Source organism: [Clostridium] aminophilum DSM 10710, assembly GCF_000711825.1.
In the GTDB taxonomy this organism is placed as follows: Bacteria; Bacillota; Clostridia; order Lachnospirales; family Lachnospiraceae; genus Clostridium_R; species Clostridium_R aminophilum.
On record NZ_JONJ01000027.1, the window covers coordinates 1 to 13,173 of the forward strand.

Genomic DNA, 13,173 nt, shown 5'->3' on the forward strand with positions numbered 1-13,173 from the left:
TGACAATTCCGCATCGGAACGAAGCATCCGACCGTTCACGCTGGGGCGAAAGAATTGGCTGTTTAGTAATACGATCCGTGGAGCTCAAGCCAGTGCTGTTGTGTATTCCATCGTAGAATCGGCAAAGGCAAATAACCTGAGACCGTACTACTATCTGGACTATATTCTGGAAAAGCTTCCGGAAATTGTCGATGAGGACGGAAATACGAAATGCGATGAGCTGGAAAAACTCCTGCCTTGGGCAGATGAAATTCCAGCCAGGTGTCGAAAAGAGGGCCGCTAAAAAAGCGGCCCTAAAAATGGTGCGAGCGGATTATTTTACGCTTACAAAGGAATTACTTGATAGAGTGATAGAAGAAGCAGGAGCTTATGGCTGTGGAGCTGTACATATTACAGCTTCGGATATGGGGTGAGAGAGTGATATGAGCCAATAGTTTTAGGGAACTTTTACAAACTTTGGAGACAAAAAAGTTCCCTAAAATGTATTGAAATCTAGGGAACTTTTTGCTATTATTCTCGTATAAAAGTTCCCTAAAGGAGATTTTTTGATGGATAGTAATTTTAATGTAATCCAGCAATTGTTGCAGGAACGAGCAGATTATCAGGCTCGCTTGAATTTGATTCCATACGATGGCTCACCGGAAGTAAAAGAAAATAGTAGTGGTAAATACTTGTATATTCGTAAAAGAGTGAATGGCAGATTAACCTCTACATATGTTGATGTTTATTCGGATGATTTGTATCAGTTATTGCTTCGCAATACAAAAGAGGCCAGAGAACTAAAAAAACAAATTCGAAGAGTTGATAAAGAACTTGCTGCGAATGGTTATATTCAAAATGCACTTTCGCCTGAAGTGATTTCAAATTTGGACTTTGCCAGAGCTAATATGAAGTCTAATATTTATGATCAGGCAGTATTGGAAGGTGTTGCAACAACATTTCCACAAACAGAGGAAATCATTGAAAATGGTACCGTCAATGGTATGACAGCTGACGATGTGCAAAAAATTCTTAATTTAAAGCATGCGTGGGAATTTATACTTGATAATGATGTGATTCAGGCTGACAGTAATTACTATTTGCTGTGCCATATAGCAAAGATAGTAAATGAAGGATTTTTTCATGATGGTGGAAGAATACGAGGTGTTCCGGTCTCAATTGGTGGCACGAAATATGTTCCTCCACTTCCAATCGAATCGCAGGTAATTGAAAGCATAAATGAGATTCTAAAAAGTGAAAAAGACCATTTGGATATCGCTATTGAGCTGTGTATGTATTGTATGCGAACTCAGATATTCGTTGATGGCAACAAACGAGCTTCTGTAATATTTGCAAATCATTATATGATAAGTCATGGATTAGGATTAATTGTAATTCCGGAAAACCATGTTCCAGAGTTTAAAAAGAAACTTGTAGCTTTTTATGAGAGTAACGACATAAGTGACATCAGTGATTTTCTAAAAGAGAATTGCTGGAAAAAGATGAACTAAATAATTGTGCAGAAAGCGTCTAATCATTATGGTTAGGCGTTTTTTATTAGGAAAGGAGGTATATGCAGGAAGAGATTGAAGAGAAAGCTGTCCGACTTGCGATTACTACCACAAAGCTTTCTGTTAGAACATTATTGCTGGAGTGAAAGTATTTAGGGTAATCAGATCCTGGTGTAAAAAAGGTTTTTAGGAAGATTAAGAGATGGATGATGAAATCGTTTAGGAAGAAAGCGAAACCCGGACCAGAAGAGAAAGACATGGCATTTATTTAGGCGGCACAAAGGAAGTTGGGACCTCCGGAAACGGAGGAAAATCCGTTGGACACAGGAGGTTCGCTGCCATAGAGGGAAGGGGTTTGCACAAAGGTCATGTAGAGTGAAAGTGAAGACGTTCTACTTCGTGCATCCATTAACCGCTATTTCAGTACCTGATGTTATGAAATATCCATGACACTGGCTCTTCTTACTGAGATATACCAGGTGAAAAACCTTGGATTTTGAATGAAAACCACTTGATTATATGAGGAGGTGCTTTTTATTGACAGCTATTGAAATACTAGAGAATAAAACAGCAAATCTTATTCCTATCATTAATCCTGGATTGAAAGGCGAATCTGGTATACGTGCAGCGCTTCTTTATAGAATATGTCCAAGCATAGAAAGTCTGCTATCTCTAATTATGAAACCAACAGCAGAGGTGTTTCAGCTGAGATGCTTACACAGCTGAGCCGCCTGTTTCATGTATCTGCTGATTATATATTAAACGGTGATTCACTGGACAATCTTGATTCTATTGTTAATGAAGCAATAGAGATTCTAAACAATCTGAAGACGGACAAGGCGAAGAAGTCTGCACTAGAGGTGCTTAGGCAGATTCAGATTCTTGAGGGCTAAGGAATAAGATTTTTCTAGAGATTGTGCCAACACTGTCGGCACAATTTAATCTGTATCGAACAAAAATGCGGAATCCGCAAAAATGTCGATTAGAGTATTGAATAAGCTATTCCTATGATGTATAATTCTATTGAACAAAAATGCGGATTCCGCATTTTTGTTCAATGAGCAATGAGGTGGAACAATATGGAAATACGCAGAGATATATATTTGAATAAGCTTATTTCAAAAAAGCATAACGGACTAATTAAGGTTGTAACAGGTATGCGAAGATGTGGAAAATCATATCTTTTATTTAATCTTTTTAAAGAGTATCTGGTAAATGAAGGAGTAAATGAAAACCATATTATTGAGATTGCATTTGACTCTTTTGAGAATAGAAAGTATCGAGATCCTGAAGTTTTATTTCCATATCTAATGGAAAAAATCGCTGATAAAGAAATGTATTATGTTTTATTAGATGAAGTTCAGATGCTCGATGATTTTGAATCAGTTCTTAATAGTCTCGGAAGAAAGAAAAATGTGGATGTATATGTAACGGGAAGTAATGCCAAGTTTCTGTCAAAAGATATTATTACTGAATTTCGTGGACGTGGGGATGAAGTTCATATGTATCCGTTAACATATAGTGAATTTATGAGTGTATATGACGGTGACAAACAGGAAGGCTGGAGGGATTATGTGCTGTTCGGTGGAATACCGCTTGTGCTAGGCTTTGAAACGGCTGATCAAAAATCTGATTTTTTAAAATCTCTATTTGAGGAAACCTACATTTCTGATATTACTGGAAGGAATAATATACGAAATAAGGCAGAGTTAGAAGAACTTCTGAACATTTTATCCTCAGCAATTGGATCGCTTACGAATCCAAGCAAGTTATCTGCGACATTTAAAAGTGTTAAGAACAAGACTATAAGCAAAGAAACCATAATCAAATATATAGATTACCTTAAAGATTCATTTCTTATTGATAGTGCAATTCGATATGATATCAAGGGTAAAAAATACATTAATACTCCATCGAAGTATTATTTTACCGATTTGGGACTTAGAAATGCGAGACTTAATTTTAGACAGGTTGAGGAGACTCATGCAATGGAAAACGTTATATTTAATGAATTAAAAGTTCGTGGATATAATGTGGACGTTGGTGTTGTTGTGATGAATGAAGTTGACAAAAATGGTAAGAAGATTCGAAAACAGTTGGAAGTGGATTTTGTCTGCAACAAAGGTTCAAAGAGATTTTATATTCAATCAGCCTATGCGTTGCCTGATAAAGAAAAGATGGAACAGGAACAACGCTCACTAGTGAATACAGGCGATGGATTTAAAAAAATTATTATTACAAAGGATGCTGTGGCACCGCTTTATAATGATGAAGGCATATTGGTAATGAGTGTTTATGATTTTCTTCTAAATCCAGATAGCATGGAAATCTAACTGAATATTATAACTTAGCGTCAGCTCAGGATTAGATTAATCCTGATGCTGGCGTTTTTTCTTTGTAAGAGTTCACATTATGTGTACTTTATGTCCACATTAGCGCTAACGATTCATAGGCGCATTCCAATTAGAATTAAACATGTAAAGAAGTTACGAAGCAGCGCGCAGCTTAGTGACATAAACACAACTGAATATAGGAGGTGTATATGGCCACTAAGGTTAATTTTTATGAAAACTACGGTGACAAGTCAGCGAGGGAGAGGGCCGAGCTGATCTATTCCAATTACTCTTCCTTCCAGGGAATCATCGAGGATTGCAAGATGAGATTGATCTACGAGATCAAGGCTGAGAAGGAGAGAAGGCGTAGTAATCACAAAGATGAGCTTGGAGTCCGTATTCAGAATTTGGGTAACTACAGTAATCCTACAGCGGATGAAGCGGTTCTTGATGTTATGCTTGAGGGAGCTATCAATGGACTGAATTCAGCAGAGGATGCTTTATCAGATCCGGCTTTGGTACAGGAATTCAAGCGAAGAGAGTATGTCATTGTGATGATGGCTGATGAATACGCTTCTTTCAGAAGACACATGCATGCACTTAGCGTGAAGGAGCAGGAGATTATCATTCCGCTTCTTAAGCAGGAGAAGGACTACTATACACTTGCTGAAGAAGCTGGTGTAACGGTTCCTGTAGTCAGGAGAAAGGCAAGCCGTATTCATTGTGAATTGATTTCCTACATGGAAAATTATTTCATTGAGAAGCTGGAAGTTAAGAAATTAAATACTGAACGTTACATAGCAGTTATCACAAATCGAGGTAGCTGCTCTTTTTGTATTTTCGAAAAAGAAAAATATTGTAAGTTTTGAAAGTGGATGATACAATGCTTTCAAAAGTGAAAAGAAATTGAAGTTTTGAAAGTGAGATCTATATGAAGATTATTGAAAGAAAAAATTATTTGAATAGACTCATTCGATTAAAGGATACTCCTGATATAAAGATAATAACAGGATTGAGACGTTCTGGAAAGTCTGAGTTGGTGCGAGCATATATGGAACTGATACGCACAAACGAAGATACAAATATAATATACGTTGATTTTGCAGATTTAAAATTCGATGATTTAAAAACATATAAGGAACTCTATAATTTTTGCGAAGGACAATACATTGATGGTAAGACAAATGTCATTGTTGTAGATGAAGTTCAAATGTGTGAAAAATCTGAGCTTGCTATCAATAGTTTATATAACAGCCGAAAATATGATATCTATATTACAGGTTCCAATGCATTTTTGTTAAGCTCAGATTTATCGACGTTATTTACTGGGAGATTTATAGAAATTCCTGTTTATCCATTTAGTTTTGCTGAATATTGTGAGTACTATGGATATGATTCTAATACAGCAAATATATTGGATTCATATGTTATGAGTGGTGGTATGGCAGGATCTTATGTATACAGCGAAAAAGAGGATCAGGTATCATATATAAAGGATGTTTACACTACAATTATAAAACGTGATCTTGTAGATAAGTATGGTATTAAGGAAGAGGCACTTTTGGACTCTTTAACAGATTATATGATGGACAATATTTCCAATCTGACATCTGCTAGCAAGATTAGTAATGTTTTTAAGCAAAATAAGGTTGAGACGAATCATATAACAATAGGAAATTATATGAAGTATCTCTGCAGTGCATTTATGTTCTATAAAGTAAAACGATACGACATTCGTGGAAAAAAGTATTTAGAAACATCAGATAAATACTATCTTAGCGATTTAGGATTTAGATATGCAATGCTTGGAACAAGAAATATGGATTATGGACGAGCATATGAAAATATAGTTGCCTTAGAATTACTCAGGAGGGGCTACGAGATTTATGTTGGCAAGTTGTATCAGAAGGAGATAGATTTTGTAGCTATGAAACAAAATGAGAAGCTGTATATCCAAGTATCAGATAATATTTCTGATTCAGATGCATTGGAAAGAGAACTGTCTCCACTAAGAGCAATAAAAGATGCATATCCTAAGATTTTGATAGCGAATACAAAGCATGATGACTATGACATAGAAGGAATAAAAGTACTAGATTTAACTAATTGGTTAATGAGATAAATCGCAATTTGTTGAGAAATTATAGTACTGTTTTATTGACGATTGGGATTTGAGGAGGAAAAAGATGAGACAGTATATTGTTGATGCTTTCACGGATAAACCATTTACCGGTAATCCTGCAGCGGTTTGTGTTATGGACGAATGGCCGTCAAAAGAATCGATGATGAAACTTGCTATGGAGAACAATCTTTCCGAAACCGCGTTTATTGTAAAAGAGACTGAAGGTTATCATCTTCGTTGGTTTACACCGGGAACCGAGGTCGAACTATGCGGTCATGCTACCTTGGCATCGGCTTTTGTGATTCTGAATTATTACGAGCCGGACAGTTGCACGGTACAGTTTAATACTTTGAGTGGAGTGTTGACGGTTAAAAGAACGGGAAGTCTGTACGAAATGGATTTCCCGACATATGAACTCAAAGAGATTCCCGTTACAGATGATATGGAGAAAGCCTTTGGCATCCGGCCCGTAAAAGCAGTTCTGGGTCTTGATCTTATTTGCATATTTGATTCAGAGAAGAAGGTACGGGAAATGAATCCGGATCAGAAAGCGTTAATGCAAATAGAAGGCCGTATACAAAACGCAACAGCCCGTGGAAACACGATTGACTGCGTTTCACGGAGCTTTTGCCCGAAACTTTCTATAGAAGAAGATCCGGTATGTGGTTCGGCTCATGTACAAATTGCTGACTACTGGCTGAGGGAACTGGGGAAAGATACTATTGACGCATATCAGGCTTCAAGACGTGGCGGTTATCTGCAGTGCGAAAGACGGAAAGATGGCAGAATGTCTATAAGAGGTGAGGCTGTTCTTGTGGCTACTTCGGAATTGGCTGTGTGTCTGTAAATTACTGTTTAGAAGGCTCTCATTCATCGGAATGGTGGCGCTCAAAGTCCGGACAGGTGGCTCTGGGGAGCTGAAGGCATTGGATGTTGAAAGGAATTTTGGGGAAGGGTATAGTGCGTTATATTACTATTGGAAAGAATCTTTGAGATGAGTTAGAAATCTTTCAGCGATAGGTGTAAACGCCTGATATCTGTTCCATGCAATATATATTCTATTTTCAAGCTTCGGAGACAGTGGTCTGAATACAAGGCCGCTGTCTTTTGACGTATTTACAAGATGTTCATAGGTGAGAAGATATCCTAAGCCTTCCATGGCAAAAATCGATCCATTGTAAGAAAGGCGGAAGGAACCTTCTAACTGAAGCTCTGAAAATCTGCTTCCAGCCCAGTTTTTAATATCTCCATTCCATGCCTGATCTGAACAGAATAATGGCAAGCCTACAAGGTCATCCAAACGGATGGCTTTTTTCTTTGATAAGGGATCGGTATCTGGAATGATAAGTCCCCAGGTGTCTGTTTGAGGGAATTCGATATATTCGTATTTGCGGATATCCGGTTGTTCTACCAGTACTACAAAATCAAGTAAGCCTTTATCGGCTTTTTCAGAGAGCTGCTCTGTATCACCGCTTGTGATGTGATAATGAAGGTTCGGATAGTGTTGTTTGAAATCTTTTATAGATCTTGCAAGGTATCGAAGCTGGTAGGATTCAGCAAGACCAAGATAGAGTTCTCCACCAGCTATATCATCCAGAGAAACAAATTCCTGCTCGATTTTATCAGCCATGCTGACAAGATCTTCGGCACGATTGCGCAGCAGAATTCCTTCATCAGTAAGCTGGATACTAAAAGCATGTCTTGTGAAAAGCTTTTTCCCAAGTTCGTCCTCCAGCGATTTAAGCTGTTTTGACAGGGTAGGCTGAGTTACATGCAGAAGTTCAGCAGCTCTACTCATATTTTCTTCTCTTGCCACTGCTAAAAAATATCTTAAAGTTCTAATCTCCATAGAATTTCCTTTCCATGATCAGTGCACTCGAAATACTTCGTATTTCTCGTTCTTCGGCATTCGCCGAATATCAATATTTATAAAAGTATGCACTGATGTGAGCAAGCTCCCAAGTTCATACTTTTATAAATATTGCTGTACTGCTCATTACTATATGATATGCCAAAACAGAATATCATGATATTCATTATAACCATTAGCGAGAGTGTTCACAAGCACGTACAATAAAGATGTTTGGTAAACAGTACGATTGAGTGAGGAAATCTCATGGATAAAGAAAAACTGAAACAGTGCCTTATGGATACAGGATGTCACGAAGATGCATCAGAAGATATCCTTAAGCAATATGAATCTGGAAGCATGGAAAACATGTTTCGAATTTTGAAAAAAGAGCGTTGCCGCATAATGGATGAATATCATGAATGTGGAAGAAAAATTGATTGCATGGATTTTATGCTTAGAAAAATCGAAAGCGAAATGAACAAGAATAACGGAGGTATCAAGTGATGATGAAAACAGAAGAACTTAATTTAGTAACAGAGTGGGACAAGACTTTTCCAAAGAGTGAAAAAGTAGATCACAGCAAGGTGACATTTGTGAATCGTTATGGGATTACCCTTGCTGCAGATATGTATGTACCAAAGAATGGGACTGGAAAGCTTCCTGCTATCGCGGTATCAGGACCTTTTGGTGCAGTTAAGGAACAGTGTTCCGGCCTCTATGCACAGACTATGGCTGAAAGGGGATTTCTTACCATTGCCTTTGATCCCTCTTTTACAGGTGAAAGTGGAGGCGTGCCGCGATATATGGCATCTCCGGATATTAATACAGAAGATTTTATGGCAGCGGTGGACTTTCTGTCATTAAATGACAAAGTGGATCCAGACAGAATCGGAATTATCGGAATCTGTGGATGGGGTGGAATGGCACTGAATACAGCTGCTCTTGATACTAGAATCAAGGCGACCGTTGCTTCTACTATGTACGATATGACCAGAGTAAATGCAAATGGATATTTTGATTCTGAAGACAGTGAAGAAGCACGTTTTGAAAAGAAGAAAGCTATGTGCGCACAGAGACTTGAGGATTTGAAAAACGGTGAGTATAAACTTGGAGGCGGCGTAGTAGATCCTCTTCCGGAGGATGCTCCGTTCTTTGTAAAGGATTATTATGATTACTACAAGACAGATCGTGGATATCACCCTCGTTCTTTAAACTCCAATGGTGGTTGGAATGTAATCGGATGTGAGTCCTTTATGAATCAGCCAATTCTTAAATACAGCAATGAAATCAGAAATGCGGTTCTTATTATCCATGGTGAAAAGGCACACTCTTGTTACTTTGGCAAAGATGCCTATACCAATATGGTAAAGGATAGTAAATATGCAGATAACAAGGAGCTAATGATTATACCGGAAGCAACGCATACAGATCTCTATGATGGTGGTGCTAAGGATTATATTCCATTTGATAAGTTAGAGAGTTTCTTCCATGAGTATTTAAAGTAAAAATCGTGAGGCAAAGTCACTATGGAAAGTACTTTACAGGACAAAGCTATCTGGCCCAGATATCCTCAGAACAGGTGCCTGCATTTAATGTAACATTTGAGCCAGGTTGTCGTAACTTCTGGCATATTCACCATGCAAAATCCGGTGGAGGACAGATGCTCATATGCATAGGTGGCAGAGGCTGGTATCAGGAAGAAGGAAAAGAAGCAGTGGAGCTTACTCCGGGAAAAGTTGTGAATATTCCGGTAGGTGTAAAACATTGGCATGGAGCTGCCGCTGATTCCTGGATGAGTCATCTTGCTTTTGAGATTCCTGGTGAGGATGGTTCAACAGAATGGTGTGAACCGGTTTCTGACAAATTATACGGTGAATTAAAATGATGTCGAAAAGAATTGTTGCAATACTGGTGGTCTTTTTGGTGCTGTTAACAGGATGTAAAGCGAATAGTTCCGGTGATTTTCAAGAAGATGATAATGCTGTGCAGATGGAATCCGGTGTTCAAACAGCTACAAATGAGTCAAAGGAGCAGGCCAAGATGAAAAAAACAGATGAAAGCACACTGGCTGATAATCAGATTCGTGTAACAGTAGGAAGCAGTTCTTTTATTGTGAATCTGGAAGATAATGAAACTGCCAAAGCTTTGAAAGAAATGCTTTCAGATGAGGATTTGACTATTTCAGCGTCAAATTACGGAGGCTTTGAGAAAGTCTGTCAGCTAGGAAAAACTCTACCACGTGAAGATAAGCAGATTACAACTGAGGCTGGTGATGTAATGTTATATAGCGGGAATCAGATTGTATTCTTTTATGGCGCTAACTCATGGTCATATACGAGAATTGGTAAAGTGGAAGCATCGAGTATAGAAGAACTTGAAAGTATGTTAAGTGGATCAGAGACAGAAATCACATTAAGCATAGAATAAGGAGATGGATATTTTGAAAAAGATAGTAATTCTTTCAACAAGCCCTCGAAAAAACAGTAATTCAAATGCACTGGCAGAGGAATTTGCAAAAGGCGCAAAAGAAGCTGGGAATGAGGTTGAAATCATATCTGTAATTGGCAAGAAAATAGAGTTCTGTAGAGGATGTTTTGCCTGCCAGAAGACAGGGCAATGTGTGATAAAGGATGATGTAAATGAAATCGAGCAGAAGGTCCTTGAAGCTGATGTAATTGTTTGGGCTACACCTATATATTATTACGAGATGTCAGGACAGATGAAAGTGCTGATTGATAGATTGAACCCTATGTTTACAAAGGATTATAAGTTCAGAGATGTATATTTTCTTGCAGCTGCAGCCGAGGATGATAAGGCGGTCCCTCAAAGAGCAATAGAAGGGACAAAAGGATGGATCGAATGCTTTGATAAAGCCAGTTTTAAGGGCTATGTATTTTGTGGAGGTGTAACAGATATCGGCGATATCAAAGAAAAGGAAAGTCTGAAAGAGGCATATGAGATGGGATTTGGTATTAATTAAGTTGCTTGACCGACATTGTCTCGTATTGACTCGTTTTGTTACGTCTCGACCGACATTAGCACTTTTCTTATAGATTTAACGGTGCTATTATTATCATAGACAAGTGAGAGGTAAACAAAAGCCACTCACTTGTTTTTCTTTTGTAGAAGAATAGGAAGCAGATACAAGCGTCACCCAATGACCAAACCCTCAAGGTCGTGTGTGGCGCTTTTTGATGACGTACAATAAATTTCGCAAATTCAATTTCATAACAAAATAGACATAGTCTATTGCCGTCGGTAAAATTAAGTTACCACACAAAACCAACCGAGGAGGCAATAGCTATGTCTGATAACATTATACAGCTCAATGAGGATCTCATAAAGAATAATCTTAAAGATCTGGTTCGAAATAGTGTTGAAGAAACACTGAATGCTCTTTTGGATCATGAAGCTGATGAGCTTGTAAACGCTGAGAAATACGAACGTTCCGGTGATCGAAAAGGATACCGGTCAGGACATTATGAACGTAACTTTTCGACGACTGCCGGAGATGTCACGCTCAAAATGCCCAAGCTCAAGGGCATTCAGTTTGAAACAGCCATTCATGCCCGTTTGCGCAAGGCTGCGCCATGTAACAGCTTCTGAATGAGGTTCCAAACGCTATCTCAACATGCATTATTCCGATAAAAGGTGATAAAGTTGAAGTAGTAGAAACGCTAAAAAAGACAGCGGGTTTTCTTATATTTCGCTTGAAGTTCCAAAAGAGAAAACTATCAAAGAGTGGTTGGATGCGATTTCTGATGAGGAGTACAATGAATTATAAAGTTGAATAAGGAGGATAATAACGATGCCAAAAGTTTTGATTATCAATGGTAGCCCTCGTGTAGGAGGCAATACGAGCATAGCTATTGATGAGATGGTAAAAATATTTGAAGATGAGGGTGTAGAAACAGAAGTTGTTCAGGTAGGTAATAAGGATATCAGAGGTTGTATCTCATGTGAATCCTGTTTTGAAAAAGGTAAATGCGTCTTTGATGATATTGTAAATGAGCTTGCTACGAAGTTTGAAGCAGCGGATGGTCTTGTTGTTGCATCACCGGTATACTATTCATCTGCAAATGCAACTCTCATTGCCTGTCTTGACAGATTATTTTATAGCACACACTTTGATAAAACTATGAAGGTCGGTGCAAGTGTAGTTTGTGCAAGAAGAGGTGGATTATCAGCGACTTTTGATGAACTCAATAAGTATTTTACTATCTGTGGTATGCCTGTAGCTTCCAGTCAGTATTGGAACAGTATTCACGGAAACGAAAAAGGACAGGCAAGGGAAGATCTCGAAGGTCTTCAGACCATGCGTGTTCTTGCAAGAAATATGACTTTCTTAATGAAGAGTATTGCTCTTGGTAAGGAAAAATATGGATTGCCTGAAAAGGAAGAATGGCAGCCGACACATTTTATCAGATGATTGTAGAAAAGCAAAATGAGCAGAGTTGACTTTGCCGAGGTATGTTTTGTCATGACGAGTGTGTGAAGGATTCTCTGAAAAAGGCCATCTCGTGATAGAGTCTATGCCAGACGGCCTTTACAAGTATTGTTTTGACTGTGAATTTGCAAGTTATATGTGCTGGTTCAATGGCCAGAAGTTGATATGTAAAGTGGAGAGAACCCTCGGCTTTATTTTTGGCAAGAAGATTAAAAAAAAGAGCAAGCGGTGCCGTTGCCATCCATTACCGGTATAGAGGCAATCTAAGCCGATGAAAATGTGAGGTTAAGTCAGAAGATGATGGGCGTGCCATAAGGAATTTGAGGCAAGAGTATCTATAGCATATACATCTGGAGCTAAGAGAACGTCATTTGCTATAGTTAAGACCTATGTCAGTGAGCGTATAGGCAGGTTTTCAAAGCAAGAAGTCCTTGCTAACTGTCCATGTTTGGGAAGTTCTTCTGTAGAGTCAGCACTGAAGAAACTTGTTGAGGATGGACACTTGTCAGAATAGGAGCAGGGCGCAAAACTCTATATGCATGTGCTGATCCGGTATAATTTAAGATGGCGAAAAGATAAATCGGAATTTATCAGAAAATGAAGAATAGTTGAAATGGAGGCGCTATAATAACATGAAGATTGAAGGGAACCAGAAAGAACTGGATGCAATGGTAGAATTTCATAAGGGAAACCGTGTCGAGGGGCTGAGACTGCAAGAAGAATTTACAGCGGAATTTCGTAAGGAGTATAAAGACAAAGATCACTGTCCTTGCCTGAAAGCCTGTCGTTACCACGGAAACTGTAAGGAATGTGTAGCAATCCACAGAGCGCATCAGGAACATGTTCCTAATTGTATGCGACCATTGATTAATAAAAAATTGAAATTGATGTCAGAATTAACAGAGCATACCTTGGCAAATGAAATAGAA

15 protein-coding genes and 2 pseudogenes are annotated in these 13,173 nt (G+C 38.4%); 16 read left to right on the forward strand and 1 reads right to left on the reverse strand.

The window, feature by feature from the left end; genetic code table 11:
• From BR86_RS0113295 to BR86_RS0113330, 8 genes are all read left to right on the forward strand, one after another.
• Positions 1-283: transposase domain-containing protein (locus BR86_RS0113295; RefSeq protein WP_038288827.1), on the forward strand; the 283-nt coding region annotated here is incomplete at its 5' end.
• 265 nt (positions 284-548) lie between these two features.
• Entirely contained in the window at positions 549-1,490 is a 942-nt protein-coding gene (locus tag BR86_RS0113300; RefSeq protein ID WP_031474683.1) for a Fic family protein, read from the forward strand.
• Positions 1,491-2,027: 537 nt separating this feature from the next.
• Positions 2,028-2,216: a hypothetical protein gene (locus BR86_RS16015; RefSeq protein WP_143099357.1), complete on the forward strand. Its 189-nt coding sequence runs from the start codon at positions 2,028-2,030 to the stop codon at positions 2,214-2,216.
• On the forward strand, positions 2,135-2,383 hold the full coding sequence (locus BR86_RS16700; RefSeq protein ID WP_408644433.1) for a helix-turn-helix domain-containing protein: 249 nt from the start codon (positions 2,135-2,137) through the stop codon (positions 2,381-2,383). The genes BR86_RS16015 and BR86_RS16700 overlap by 82 nt, the downstream gene beginning before the upstream one ends.
• Before the next feature lie 186 nt (positions 2,384-2,569).
• Entirely contained in the window at positions 2,570-3,823 is a 1,254-nt protein-coding gene (locus BR86_RS0113315) for an ATP-binding protein (protein ID WP_031474687.1), read from the forward strand.
• Between the two features lie 209 nt (positions 3,824-4,032).
• A complete protein-coding gene (locus BR86_RS0113320; RefSeq protein ID WP_031474689.1) occupies positions 4,033-4,692 on the forward strand; it encodes a hypothetical protein in 660 nt (219 codons plus the stop codon).
• Positions 4,693-4,754: 62 nt separating this feature from the next.
• Positions 4,755-5,945 (forward strand): ATP-binding protein, encoded by a 1,191-nt coding sequence (locus BR86_RS0113325; protein ID WP_031474691.1) that lies wholly within the window; start codon positions 4,755-4,757, stop codon positions 5,943-5,945.
• A gap of 64 nt (positions 5,946-6,009) precedes the next feature.
• A complete protein-coding gene (locus BR86_RS0113330; RefSeq protein ID WP_031474693.1) occupies positions 6,010-6,792 on the forward strand; it encodes a PhzF family phenazine biosynthesis protein in 783 nt (260 codons plus the stop codon).
• A 126-nt stretch (positions 6,793-6,918) separates the two neighbouring features.
• Here the strand turns inward: BR86_RS0113330 and BR86_RS0113335 are convergent, their stop codons facing one another.
• Positions 6,919-7,794, reverse strand: a complete 876-nt coding sequence (locus BR86_RS0113335) for a LysR family transcriptional regulator (RefSeq protein ID WP_031474695.1) — start codon at positions 7,792-7,794, stop codon at positions 6,919-6,921.
• 267 nt (positions 7,795-8,061) lie between these two features.
• Between BR86_RS0113335 and BR86_RS0113340 the strand changes: the two genes are divergently transcribed.
• The 8 genes and pseudogenes from BR86_RS0113340 to BR86_RS0113375 all read left to right on the forward strand — a co-directional run.
• Entirely contained in the window at positions 8,062-8,301 is a 240-nt protein-coding gene (locus tag BR86_RS0113340) for a hypothetical protein (protein WP_031474697.1), read from the forward strand.
• Positions 8,301-9,302 carry an alpha/beta hydrolase gene (locus tag BR86_RS0113345; protein ID WP_081844280.1) on the forward strand — a complete coding sequence of 334 codons (1,002 nt, stop codon included), beginning with the start codon at positions 8,301-8,303 and terminating at the stop codon, positions 9,300-9,302. Before BR86_RS0113340 ends, BR86_RS0113345 begins: the two co-directional genes overlap by 1 nt.
• Before the next feature lie 20 nt (positions 9,303-9,322).
• A pseudogene (locus tag BR86_RS0113350) lies at positions 9,323-9,682 on the forward strand (cupin domain-containing protein); the annotation flags it as partial.
• Positions 9,679-10,224 (forward strand): cyclophilin-like fold protein, encoded by a 546-nt coding sequence (locus BR86_RS14860; protein WP_207641171.1) that lies wholly within the window; start codon positions 9,679-9,681, stop codon positions 10,222-10,224. The pseudogene BR86_RS0113350 and the gene BR86_RS14860, both read left to right, overlap by 4 nt.
• A gap of 4 nt (positions 10,225-10,228) precedes the next feature.
• On the forward strand, positions 10,229-10,777 hold the full coding sequence (locus tag BR86_RS0113360; protein ID WP_334291608.1) for a flavodoxin family protein: 549 nt from the start codon (positions 10,229-10,231) through the stop codon (positions 10,775-10,777).
• Between the two features lie 323 nt (positions 10,778-11,100).
• A pseudogene (locus BR86_RS0113365) lies at positions 11,101-11,379 on the forward strand (transposase); the annotation flags it as partial.
• A 226-nt stretch (positions 11,380-11,605) separates the two neighbouring features.
• The gene (locus BR86_RS0113370; RefSeq protein WP_031474709.1) at positions 11,606-12,226 is read left to right on the forward strand and encodes a flavodoxin family protein; all 621 of its coding nucleotides are present in this window, start codon (positions 11,606-11,608) and stop codon (positions 12,224-12,226) included.
• 650 nt (positions 12,227-12,876) lie between these two features.
• Positions 12,877-13,173 (forward strand): hypothetical protein (locus BR86_RS0113375; RefSeq protein WP_031474711.1); only part of this gene is annotated, 297 nt, incomplete at its 3' end.

What these genes read in the sequence shown, in the direction of transcription:
- BR86_RS0113340 (WP_031474697.1), top strand. Translation starts at nt 8,062, where the DNA reads ATGGATAAAGAAAAACTGAAACAGTGCCTTATGGATACAGGATGTCAC.
- BR86_RS0113370 (WP_031474709.1), top strand. Translation starts at nt 11,606, where the DNA reads ATGCCAAAAGTTTTGATTATCAATGGTAGCCCTCGTGTAGGAGGCAAT.
- BR86_RS0113345 (WP_081844280.1), top strand. Translation starts at nt 8,301, where the DNA reads ATGATGAAAACAGAAGAACTTAATTTAGTAACAGAGTGGGACAAGACT.
- BR86_RS0113325 (WP_031474691.1), top strand. Translation starts at nt 4,755, where the DNA reads ATGAAGATTATTGAAAGAAAAAATTATTTGAATAGACTCATTCGATTA.
- BR86_RS0113320 (WP_031474689.1), top strand. Translation starts at nt 4,033, where the DNA reads ATGGCCACTAAGGTTAATTTTTATGAAAACTACGGTGACAAGTCAGCG.
- BR86_RS16700 (WP_408644433.1), top strand. Translation starts at nt 2,135, where the DNA reads ATGTCCAAGCATAGAAAGTCTGCTATCTCTAATTATGAAACCAACAGC.
- BR86_RS0113330 (WP_031474693.1), top strand. Translation starts at nt 6,010, where the DNA reads ATGAGACAGTATATTGTTGATGCTTTCACGGATAAACCATTTACCGGT.
- BR86_RS0113335 (WP_031474695.1), bottom strand. Translation starts at nt 7,794, where the DNA reads ATGGAGATTAGAACTTTAAGATATTTTTTAGCAGTGGCAAGAGAAGAA.
- BR86_RS0113315 (WP_031474687.1), top strand. Translation starts at nt 2,570, where the DNA reads ATGGAAATACGCAGAGATATATATTTGAATAAGCTTATTTCAAAAAAG.
- BR86_RS14860 (WP_207641171.1), top strand. Translation starts at nt 9,679, where the DNA reads ATGATGTCGAAAAGAATTGTTGCAATACTGGTGGTCTTTTTGGTGCTG.
- BR86_RS0113360 (WP_334291608.1), top strand. Translation starts at nt 10,229, where the DNA reads ATGGATATTTTGAAAAAGATAGTAATTCTTTCAACAAGCCCTCGAAAA.
- BR86_RS0113300 (WP_031474683.1), top strand. Translation starts at nt 549, where the DNA reads ATGGATAGTAATTTTAATGTAATCCAGCAATTGTTGCAGGAACGAGCA.